Raw genomic sequence first — 9,655 nt, 5'->3', positions numbered from 1 at the left:
CGGTCCGCGGCGGCGCGCCGATCCGCCCGTCGACGGCCTACGGGGCGCCGACGATGGTGGTGGGCGAGGACGCGGCGGCCGTGGTCGCGGCGACGAACGCCCCGTCGCCGCTCGTCGCGCCGGCCACGGCGGGCCGGCCGGACGGCACCACCACCGCCGCCCCGAGCAGGTCGGGAGGCGCCATCGCCCCGGGTCGGTCGGGAGGCGTCACCGCCGCTCCGGGCGGTGCCGCGACCGGACTTCCGGCGCAGCCGGCCACCGTTGCTCCGGCGCCGGACGCCGGACGTGCCACGTCGGCCGCCGAGCTGACCGACGAGTCGGCGGGCGATCCTGTGCCCGTCGCCTCGGGGGCGCGGGCCGGGGCCGGGGCGGTGTCGCGTACCGCCCGTGACGAGCAGCGCGGCCGGCAGGCCGCCCTCCCGGCCGTACCGGCCGGCTCCGGAGAGCACCGGTGAGCCGTCCCGTCGGTCGTGGTGACAACCGGACCGAAGGCCCGACGCGTCCATTCGCCGTGACCGAGGACGAGCTGGCGCAGGCGGTACGGGAGACGTTCGCCCGCCGGGTGTCCGTCGCGCGTCCGCTCGTCGCCGATCCGGCGGGACTGGCGATCCGGCGGGCCGACCGGTCCCGGCGCCGGCGGACGTTGACCGGGATCGCCCTCGCCGCGGTGGCCACCGTGACGGTCAGCGCCGGAATGGCCCAGCTCGGGCAGCAGCCCGGGCGACCCACCCATCCGACCGTGGTGCTCGGTGACCCGTACGCCTCGCCGTTGCCGGACCCGACCCCGCAGCTGTCGGCCGCTCCCCGGGCCGACCTGGGGCGGGGCGAGGTGGACCTCATCCTCAACGACGTGCTGGTCACCGCCGGCGGGCAGCGGCTCGCCCTGCCCGACGTGGGCACGGCCGCCGAGCGTGCCCAGCGGCTCCCCGACCGGGCCGGGTGGGCGGTGGTGGGCGCGCCGACGGCGGCCGGCCGGTCGCTGTGGATCGTGCTGTCGGACGGCAAGGCACACCTGCTCCTGGCCGGGGCCCGGGACATCGTCCTCAGCCCCGACGCGCGGCAGGTCGCCTGGCGGGAGGGGACGGATCTGGTCGTCGCGGGCATCGTCGGCACCCAGGTCGTCGCCGCCGCCCGCACCCCGGCGTCGCCCGACGCGGTACCGGTCGCCTTCGCCGGGGACACGGTCCTGGTCCGCCTCGCCCCCGACCGGCCCGGCCACGCCCTGTGGCGCCCGGCGGCGGGTCCGCCGCGCGGCGCGGGCGACGCCGCCCTGCACGTCTACGGCACCCGCCCGGACGGGCTGGCGGTCGCGTTGGTGTCCGCCGGCACTCCCCGCCGGCCCTGTGTCGCCCTGCTCGACCCGGCCCGGAACCTCGCACCGGTACGGACCGGATGCGGGCCGACGCTGACCGGCGCCGGAGCCGGCGGGGTGTCCGCCGACGGGCGGTGGCTCCTGGTCAACGGGAAGGCGGGCCGGCAGGACCGCGCGTTGCTGGTCGACCTGGACCAGCTCGCCGCCGCACCGGCGACCCGCCCGGCCGGTCCGCCCGTGGCCGGGCCGGTGGCGTGGACGCCGCAGGGGACGGCCCACTACCCGGCCGCGGACGGCGCCCTGGTGCGCGTCGAGGTGAGCCGCGTGCTCGACGGCGAGGTGGCCGTGTCCGTGCCCGTGGCCGGCCTGCCCGCCGGAGAACGCGTGGTGCCGGTGGGCGGCGACCGCCGTCCCTGACCGCGCCCGCGCGCCCGGGGCGGGCCGCCGGCCGGTAGCGTCGGGCCGATGAGCGCGGCACCGCGGATCGACCTGCACACCCACTCCACCGCCAGCGACGGCACGCTCAGCCCGGCCGAGCTGGTGCGGGCGGCGGCGGAGTCGGGGCTCGACATCGTGGCGATCACCGACCACGACACCACGGCCGGCTGGGCGCCGGCCCTGGCGGCGCTGCCGGCCGGGCTCAGCCTGGTCCGGGGCGCGGAGCTCTCCTGCCGGTGGTACGGCGAGGAGCCCGCGCTGCCGCTGCACCTGCTGGCGTACCTCTTCGATCCGGACGCCCCGGAACTCGTCGCGGAGCTGGCCCGGGTGCGGGCCGCCCGCGAGGAGCGGGGCGAGCGGATCGTGGCGCTGCTGCGGGCCGACGGGATCGACGTGAGCTGGCCGGAGATCCTGACCGGCGCGGGCGGCGGAACCGTGGGCCGGCCGCACATCGCGCAGGCGCTGATCCGGGCCGGCCTGGTGGCCACCACGACGGAGGCGTTCGGGCCGGACTGGCTGGGCGAGCGCTACCGGCTGCCCAAGGAGGACATCGACGTCTTCCGCGCGGTCCGGCTCGTCCGCGCGGCGGGCGGTGTGCCGGTCTTCGCCCACCCCCGGGCCACCCGGCGGGGGCGGATCGCGCCCGACGAGCTGATCGCCGACCTGGCCGCGATCGGGTTGGCGGGGCTGGAGGCCGACCACGAGGACCACTCCCCGGCCGAGCGGGCGCACGTGCGGGCCCTGGCCGGCGAGCTGGACCTGCTGGTGACCGGCTCGTCGGACTTCCACGGCACCCACAAGACCGTCCGGCTCGGGGCGTTCACCACCGATCCCGGGGCGTACGAGCGGATCGTCGCCGAGGCGGGCGGAGTGACCGAGGTCGCTTCCGGCTGATCCGCGTTTCCGCCTCCGGCGGCGCGGCTACGTTGATCACGTGGATGCCAAGCTGTTCGGCGAGGTCTTCGTGACCCTGCTGGTGATCGTCGACCCGCCGGGTATGATGCCCATCTTCCTGGCGCTGACCGGCCCCCTGACGGCGCGGGACCGCAACCGCGCCGCCTGGCAGGCCGTCGCCCTGGCGCTGGGCGTGATCGTGATCTTCGCGGTGGCGGGGCAGACGCTGCTCGACTACCTGCACGTGGACCTGCCGGCGTTGCAGGCGGCCGGCGGGCTGCTGCTCATCCTGGTGGCGTTGGAGCTGCTCACCGGCAAGGCCGACGACCCGAGCCAGCAGGCCACCTCGAACATCGCCCTGGTGCCGCTGGGTACGCCGCTGCTGGCCGGCCCCGGCGCCATCGTGGCCACCATGCTCTTCGTCCAGCAGGCCGACGGCGGGGCGGACGTCACGGCCATCGCCGCCGCGATCGTGGCCGTGATGGTCACCGTCTGGATCGTGCTGCGGTTCTCCGGCGGGATCGTCAAGATCCTGCGACCCGGTGGGATCGAGGTGCTGACCCGGATCGCCGGCCTGCTGCTGGCCGCGATCGCGGTGCAGCTCATCGCGGACGCGGTGGCCGCGTTCGTGACCCAGTACGCCAACATGACCTGACCGGCGGCCGGTTCTGTCGGGGGTGGATGGCAGGATCGCGGTGTGCGACGAGCCTCTTCAGCCGGACGGTCCTCCACCAGCGGCGGCCGGGCGCCCCGGCCGCGCGGCGAGCAGCCCGAGCAGCTCGGCTTCGAGGGCATGCCGGAGCGGCTCTTCGTCTGCACCCCGAGCAAGCTCGGCGCCTATGCCGACTGCCCCCGCCGCTACCGCTACTCCTACGTCGACCGTCCGGCCCCGCAGAAGGGCCCGCCGTGGGCGCACAACTCCCTCGGCGCGAGCGTGCACAACGCCCTGAAGAACTGGTATGCCCTGAGCCCCGAGCGGCGTCGGCCGGAGGCGCTCGCCGCGTTGCTCAAGGGCACCTGGGTGCGTGAGGGCTACCGTGACGACGAGCAGGAGCGGGCCGCCTACCGGCGGGCCCTGGGCTGGCTGGAGTCCTACGTCGAGACCCTGGAGCCCGGGGCCGACCCGCTCGGCGTGGAGCGCGTGGTGGCGGTCAAGACCGCGGTGCTCGCCTTCAACGGCCGGGCCGACCGGATCGACTCCCGCCCCGGGCCCGACGGCCCGGAGCTGGTGATCGTCGACTACAAGACGGGCCGCACGGGACTGGACGCCGACGACGCGCGCGGCTCGCAGGCGCTGGCGCTCTACGCGTACGCCGCCGAGCGGGTGTTCCGCCGGCCGTGCCGCCGGGTGGAGCTGCACCACCTGCCGACCGGCACGGTGGCCGCCCACGAGCACACCGTGGAGTCGCTGGCCCGGCAGCTCACCCGGGCGGAGGAGACCGCCCGCGACATCATGGCCGCCGAGCGGGCGGTCGCCGACGGGGAGGACCCCGACGAGGCGTTCCCGACCACGCCGGGCCCGCGCTGCGGCTGGTGCGACTACCGGCGCACCTGCCCGGTGGGGGCGCAGGCGCCGGGCAAGGAGCCGTGGGCGGCCGTCGAGCGCGCCGCCGACCCGGTGGTCGCGCCCGCGATCGACCCGGCGTCCGGCCAGGACTGACCACCCCCGCAGGCACGGTCACCCTGCCGGCGACACGGTGCCGGCCCGGGTCGCACAGGGCGCCCACCGGGCAGCCGGTTCGGCCGTGGGTCAGGCCGGCGTGCCGGTGAGCCGGGCGGCGCGTTCCTTGGCGGCCTGCTGCAACGGCCCCTCCCGCCACCGGCGGGGCAACGTGGCGAGGGTCAGCCGCAGCGCCCGGACGCTCAGGTCGGCGGAGAGCGCGGTCGTGGGCAGGCCCAGCCCGCCGTACATCCGCCGGGCCCAGGCCGGCAGCAGCGCGAGCGCCGTGCCGGCGATGCCGAAGTACGCCCAGCGGGGCGGCCCGAGGTTGAGCCCGATCCGGGCGGGCAGGCTGAGCTTCCACGGGATCGGCGGCGCGGTGAGGAAGAGCGCCGTCTCGGCCGCCTCGCGGGTCATCCGTAGCTCCGGACGGATCCGCCGGTAGTAGTCGGCCACCTCGGCGGCGGTGCCCGGCACCGTCGCCGGGTCCAGGCCGACCAGGGCGGCGGAGCGCCGCTGCTCGGTGTAGTAGCCGTCGATCTCGTCGGCGGTCAGCGGCAGCCCGGCCCGGCGGGCCGTGTCGAGGAACGATTCGACCTCGGTGACGTGCACCCAGCGCAGCAGTTCGGGATCGTCGACCCGGAACTCCTCCCCGGTGAACAGGTCGGTGGCCCGCAGGCGGGCGTGCCGGCGGCGTACCCGGAGCCCGGCGGCCTCCGCCTCGGCGGTGGTGCCGTAGATGGTGGTGCCGACGTAGGTGGCGGTACGCACCAGGCGGCCCCAGGCGTCGGAGCGGTAGTTGCTGTTCTGGGCGACCCCGGCCATGGCCCGGGGATGCAACGACTGGAGGTAGAGCGAACGCAGGCCGGCGACGATCAGGATCGGCTCCTCGTGCACCTTCCACGTGACCGAACCCGGACCGAAGAGGCCGAGGTCATCGGAGTCCACCGACCAAGGGTGCCACGCGGTGCCGCCGCGCGCCGCGTGGAGAGCGGTCGGCCCTCAGTCGTCGGCGGAGCGGCGGGCCTGGCAGGTGGGGCAGAGGCCCCAGAACGTCACTTCCGCCTCGTCGACCTCGAACCCGTGGGCGATGTCCGGGTCCAGGCAGGGCGCGCTGCCGACCGCGCAGTCGACGTCGGCGATCTCCCCGCAGCCCCGGCAGACGACGTGGTGGTGGTTGTCCCCGGCCCGGGCCTCGTAGCGGGCGGGGCTGCCGGCCGGCTCGATGCGGCGGGACAGCCCGGCGCGCGACAGCGCGCCCAGCACGTCGTAGACCGCCTGGGTGGAGACCGAGTCGATGCGCTGGCGCACCTGGCGGGTGATCTCGTCGACCTCGAGGTGGCCGCCGGCGGCCAGCACGTCGAGCACGGCGAGGCGCGGCCGGGTGACCCGCAGGCCCCTCGACCGGAGCAGTTCCTCGCCACCGGGCATGTGCCAATGACAGCACGCGGGTCGGGGACCGACAACCGGCCTCCGGTGCAGGGTGGCGCCGGCCACAACCCCGGTCGCCCCGAGCCGGCCGCCGGGTCGGCGGGTTCCTCGCCGGGGAACGGTGAACCGGACCGGCTCCGGGCGCGTGTTCCCGATCGAGATTGACTGGGCGGGTCGACCGGCGCACCGTACGCTGGCCCCGCGACCGCGTACGCCGGAGGTGTGGATGTTCAAGGAGATCCTGGGTCTGCCGGCCCACGTGCTGGTGGTGCACGCGGTCGTCGTGCTCGTGCCGCTGCTGGCCCTGCTCTCCGCCGCGTACGTGGCGTTGCCCCGGTTCCGGGCGCGGCTGGACTGGGCGGTGGCGATCCTCGCCGTGGTGGCGCCCGTGTCGGCCTTCGTCGCCGTCGAGTCGGGGGAGGAGCTGACGGACGCGTTCCTCGCCCGGGGCATGCAGGGCCCGATCGTGGAGCAGATCTTCACGCACTCCCGCTACGGCGACATCCTGTTCCGCTGGGTGCTGCCGCTGGCCGTGGCGTCGCTGCTGCTGCTGTTCGTGACGAGCGGGCACCGGCGGGTGCCGAAGCTGCCGTCCTGGGTGACCCCGGTGCTGTCGGTCGTGGTGGTGGCGCTCGGCGTCGTCAGCCTCGTCTACGTGTACCTGACCGGGCACTCCGGGGCCGAGACCGTCTGGGGCAACACCCTCTGACGTCCCTCCGGCCGCGTCGGGCCGACAGGCGGCGCGGGCCGCGACCGGGCCGAGGTCAGAACACGAGCCGGGAGCAGAGCACGCAGACGAGGAGCACCAGCACCACACCGGCCACCGTGCCCACGCCGTACGTGAGTCGTTGCGCCCGCTGCTCCGCCGCGTCGAGTTCCGCCATGTCCTGCGCCGGCAGTCGCCGGGGCGGTGGCGGTCGCAGGTGCACCGGTGGGCGCCACCCGGCCGGTGGCGGGGTGGTCGCGGGCGGGCCCGCGTAGCCGCTCCCACGCGCCGGGGGTGGCGTGGCCGGCCCCGGCGGCGCGCCCGTGGGCCGCTCGGGCGAGGCGTCGGGCCGTCGCCAGTACTCGTCCGGGGCGCCGCCGGAGGTGGGGGTCGTCACGCCGTCCGACGCTACCAACGCCCCGGCCCGGCGGCCGGCCGGACGCGGCGGCCCGGCGGTTCGTCGTCGCTCCCGCCGGTGGTGGCTGCGCTAGTCTTGCCGCTCGTGAGCATCACCGAGGATCCGGGCCTGCCGGCGGTACGCGGCGACGACGACCGCGCCGTCGACCTCAGCGACGACTTCGTGGTGCTGCCCGAGCAGACCGCCGACGACACCGACCGGGGCTGGGGCGAGCGCTCGGGCGGCAACGACGACTGGCTGCTCGCGGAGCGCCCCCCGCACTGGGACTGAGCGGCTCACCGCCGCCCGGTGGACGAGCGCGGCCGGCCCGGGGACCGGCCCAGCTTCGGGGGCCGGCCCCCGGGCCGGGGCGGCGTGGGTCAGGAGGAGCTGGCGCTGCTGGCGGCCGGGGCCTTGCCCCCGCCGCCGGTGGAGCCGCCCGAGCCCGACGACGGGGACGAGCCCGACGACGAGGACGAGGAACCGGCGGACGAGCCCGACGACGAGGACCCGCCGGACGAGCCGGAGTCACCGCCGGAGGACGAGTCGGACTTCGCCGGCTTGGCGGCGGCGCCGCTCTTCGCGCTGTCCGAGCCGGACGAGCGCGAGTCCGTGCGGTAGAAGCCCGATCCCTTGAACACGATGCCGACGGAGTTGAAGACCTTCCGCAGCCGTCCCTCACACGCCGGGCACTCGGTCAGCGGTGCGTCGGAGAAGGACTGCACCGCCTCGAGCTGGTGGCCGCACGCGGTGCAGGCGTACTGGTACGTGGGCACGTTCTCCTCCGGATCTGGCACGGCCGTTCTGGCACTCGACGGATTCGAGTGCCAATGGTGCGTCATCGCCCCCGGATTCGTCCAGCGGAAGTGTGGGGCGCGACACCCGCCACGCCCCCCGGGGCGGCGTCCAGCGTACGCAGGCCGTCGGCGGGCGTGACGACCGCGCGTACCGGGCGGTCGTGCGGCTCGGCGGGAAGCGCCTCCACCAGCTCGCCGTCGTGCAGCGGGACCACGGTCAGGGCGGTCGCCGGCACCCGGGCCAGCGCCCGGTCGTACGAGCCGCCGCCCCGGCCCAGCCGCAGCCCCCGGCGGTCCACCGCCAGCGCGGGCAGCACCACCAGTTGCGCCCCGGCGACCGCCGCCCGGCCCAGCCGCGGCCCGGCCGGCTCGCGCATCCCCCGCCCGGCGGCCACCAGCCCGGCCGGCCCGCTCCAGGCCGCCCAGTCGAGGTCGAGGTCGTCGCACAGCACCGGCAGCAGCAGCTCCCCGCCCGGCGGCAGCGCCGCGTGCAGCACCGTCGGCAGGTCGGGCCCGCCCGGTTCGGAGCCGACCGGCACGTACGCCGTCATCCGCAGCGGGCGCAGCCGGCGTACGAGAGCCACCAGCTCGGCCTGGACGCGCCCGGCGGCGTCGGCCCGCTGCGGCGCGGTCAGCGCCCGGCGGCGGGCGAGAACGGCGGCGCGCACATCCCGCTTCGCCTCTTGCGCTCCATCAGAAAAATCGGGCACGCAACACTCCTGACGCAACGTTTGTCGCCTGGTGGCTCTGTGTCAGCATCGCAAGCAACGGCGGCGGAACTTCCGGGGGGACCGAGTGACGCTACGCGGGCGGTTGACCACAGCCTTCCTGGCGGTGGCGCTCGGCCCGGTGGTGCTCGGGGTGATGTTCGTCGGGGCGACCGTGGCGGCGGTCGACTCGAGCCGCTCCACCGAGCGGCTCGCGGTGGCCGCCGCGACCGTGCGCACCTCCGTCGACGCCCTCTGCCAGCAGTTGCGGGCCGCCGCCGACGCGGTCGCCCTGGCCGGCGACCGGCCGGCCGCCGCGAGCCAGGTGGTCCGCCGTGGCCTGGCCGCCGCGGTGCGGGTCGCCGACGTCACCGGCCGGGTCACCTACGCCAGCCCCGGCGGCCCCGCGGGGCCCTGGCGGGACTGCGCCGACCCGCCGGCAGCCGGGCCGGTGCGGGCGCTCGCGGCCCGCGCCGACCTGCGCGACCGGGCCGGTGGGCCGCTCGGCACGGTCACCGCCGCGCAGCCGGTCGACCCGGCCTTCGTGGCGCGCCTCGCGGCCGTGACGGGGGTGGCGGTCACCCTGATCGACGACGCCGCGGCGCCCGTCCGGCTCGCCCACAGCACCGAGTCGACCGGCGTACGCGACGCCGTGCTCGCCGCCGCCGACACGCTGCACGGCGAGCGCGTCGCCGAGACCCCCGACGGCCGGTACGTCCGCCTGGTCGGCCCGTCCTCCGGGCAGCCCCTGCCGCTGGTGCTCTCTGTCCCCAGCGAACGACCACGCGGCCTGTACGTCGCACTGGGCTCGGCGGTGCTGGTGGCGACCCTGCTGGCCGTGGTGGCCGCCTGGCGGCTGGCCCGGGTCACGACCCGCCCGCTGGTCGAGCTGGCGGGCGCGGTGGACCGGGTGGCGCGCGGCGACCTGACCGCCCGGGTGCCGGTGCGCAGCCGGGACGAGATCGGCCGGCTGGCCGGCGCGTTCAACCGGATGACCCGCGAGACGGGCACCTACGTGGCGGCGCTGACCAGCAGCCGCGACCAGCTGCGCGGGCACCTCGCGGTGCTGGGGGACACCCTGGCCAGCACCCACGACCTGCAACGCATCCTGCGGGTGATCCTGCACAGCGCGATCGCGGCGACCGGCGCCCGGGCCGGGGCGGTGCTGCTCGTCGACGACGGCGGGGTGCTCGTCGCGCAGTGCACCGAGGGGCTGGACGAGCCCGACCCGGCGGACGAACCCTCGGGGCCGTTGCGGGTGCCGCTGGGCAGCGGTGTGGTGGGCGCCGTCGCGGCGACCGGGGAGCCGCGCC

Annotated in this window: 12 protein-coding genes and 2 pseudogenes; 9 read left to right on the top strand and 5 right to left on the bottom strand. The window is 76.7% G+C overall.

Annotated elements, in window-relative coordinates:
* From F6X68_RS34385 to F6X68_RS26090, 5 genes and pseudogenes are all read left to right on the top strand, one after another.
* Positions 1-455 (top strand): annotated as a pseudogene (locus tag F6X68_RS34385) (hypothetical protein); the annotation flags it as partial.
* 56 nt (positions 456-511) lie between these two features.
* Positions 512-1,729 carry a hypothetical protein gene (locus F6X68_RS26105; RefSeq protein ID WP_151456759.1) on the top strand — a complete coding sequence of 406 codons (1,218 nt, stop codon included), beginning with the start codon at positions 512-514 and terminating at the stop codon, positions 1,727-1,729.
* Between the two features lie 48 nt (positions 1,730-1,777).
* On the top strand, positions 1,778-2,644 hold the full coding sequence (locus F6X68_RS26100) for a PHP domain-containing protein (protein WP_151456758.1): 867 nt from the start codon (positions 1,778-1,780) through the stop codon (positions 2,642-2,644).
* A 40-nt stretch (positions 2,645-2,684) separates the two neighbouring features.
* Entirely contained in the window at positions 2,685-3,299 is a 615-nt protein-coding gene (locus tag F6X68_RS26095; protein ID WP_151456757.1) for a MarC family protein, read from the top strand.
* Between the two features lie 138 nt (positions 3,300-3,437).
* A complete protein-coding gene (locus F6X68_RS26090; protein ID WP_370518987.1) occupies positions 3,438-4,304 on the top strand; it encodes a RecB family exonuclease in 867 nt (288 codons plus the stop codon).
* Positions 4,305-4,394: 90 nt separating this feature from the next.
* On the opposite strand, the gene F6X68_RS26085 is transcribed toward F6X68_RS26090, so the two are convergent.
* Positions 4,395-5,252, bottom strand: a complete 858-nt coding sequence (locus F6X68_RS26085; RefSeq protein WP_151456755.1) for an oxygenase MpaB family protein — start codon at positions 5,250-5,252, stop codon at positions 4,395-4,397.
* Between the two features lie 54 nt (positions 5,253-5,306).
* Positions 5,307-5,735 carry a Fur family transcriptional regulator gene (locus F6X68_RS26080; RefSeq protein ID WP_151456754.1) on the bottom strand — a complete coding sequence of 143 codons (429 nt, stop codon included), beginning with the start codon at positions 5,733-5,735 and terminating at the stop codon, positions 5,307-5,309.
* A 226-nt stretch (positions 5,736-5,961) separates the two neighbouring features.
* Between F6X68_RS26080 and F6X68_RS26075 the strand changes: the two genes are divergently transcribed.
* Complete coding sequence (locus F6X68_RS26075; protein WP_151456753.1) at positions 5,962-6,444, top strand: DUF2231 domain-containing protein; 483 nt, start codon at positions 5,962-5,964, stop codon at positions 6,442-6,444.
* A 55-nt stretch (positions 6,445-6,499) separates the two neighbouring features.
* Here F6X68_RS26075 and F6X68_RS26070 read toward each other — a convergent pair whose 3' ends face one another.
* A complete protein-coding gene (locus tag F6X68_RS26070; RefSeq protein WP_151456752.1) occupies positions 6,500-6,838 on the bottom strand; it encodes a hypothetical protein in 339 nt (112 codons plus the stop codon).
* Between the two features lie 96 nt (positions 6,839-6,934).
* On the opposite strand from F6X68_RS26070, the gene F6X68_RS26065 reads away from it, so the two are divergent.
* Both F6X68_RS26065 and F6X68_RS34380 read left to right on the top strand, forming a co-directional pair.
* Positions 6,935-7,129: a hypothetical protein gene (locus F6X68_RS26065; protein WP_151456751.1), complete on the top strand. Its 195-nt coding sequence runs from the start codon at positions 6,935-6,937 to the stop codon at positions 7,127-7,129.
* Positions 7,130-7,147: 18 nt separating this feature from the next.
* Positions 7,148-7,459, top strand: a complete 312-nt coding sequence (locus F6X68_RS34380; RefSeq protein WP_225852432.1) for a hypothetical protein — start codon at positions 7,148-7,150, stop codon at positions 7,457-7,459.
* A 62-nt stretch (positions 7,460-7,521) separates the two neighbouring features.
* Here F6X68_RS34380 and F6X68_RS34375 read toward each other — a convergent pair.
* Together F6X68_RS34375 and F6X68_RS26055 are read right to left on the bottom strand one after the other, a co-directional pair.
* A pseudogene (locus F6X68_RS34375) lies at positions 7,522-7,680 on the bottom strand (FmdB family zinc ribbon protein); the annotation flags it as partial.
* Positions 7,677-8,345 carry a 5-formyltetrahydrofolate cyclo-ligase gene (locus F6X68_RS26055; protein ID WP_151456750.1) on the bottom strand — a complete coding sequence of 223 codons (669 nt, stop codon included), beginning with the start codon at positions 8,343-8,345 and terminating at the stop codon, positions 7,677-7,679. The pseudogene F6X68_RS34375 and the gene F6X68_RS26055, both read right to left, overlap by 4 nt.
* A gap of 85 nt (positions 8,346-8,430) precedes the next feature.
* Between F6X68_RS26055 and F6X68_RS26050 the strand changes: the two genes are divergently transcribed.
* Positions 8,431-9,655: HAMP domain-containing protein (locus F6X68_RS26050; protein ID WP_192581546.1), on the top strand; the 1,225-nt coding region annotated here is incomplete at its 3' end.

Origin of the sequence: Micromonospora sp. AMSO12t (genome assembly GCF_008806585.1) — a bacterium.
Taxonomy (GTDB): domain Bacteria; phylum Actinomycetota; class Actinomycetes; order Mycobacteriales; family Micromonosporaceae; genus Micromonospora; species Micromonospora reichwaldensis.
This window is presented reverse-complemented; position numbering and strand designations above follow the sequence as displayed.

Bases quoted from the DNA above. Each gene is read 5' to 3' on its own strand.
- F6X68_RS26100 (WP_151456758.1), top strand. From the start codon at position 1,778: ATGAGCGCGGCACCGCGGATCGACCTGCACACCCACTCCACCGCCAGC.
- F6X68_RS26090 (WP_370518987.1), top strand. From the start codon at position 3,438: ATGCCGGAGCGGCTCTTCGTCTGCACCCCGAGCAAGCTCGGCGCCTAT.
- F6X68_RS26080 (WP_151456754.1), bottom strand. From the start codon at position 5,735: ATGCCCGGTGGCGAGGAACTGCTCCGGTCGAGGGGCCTGCGGGTCACC.
- F6X68_RS26075 (WP_151456753.1), top strand. From the start codon at position 5,962: ATGTTCAAGGAGATCCTGGGTCTGCCGGCCCACGTGCTGGTGGTGCAC.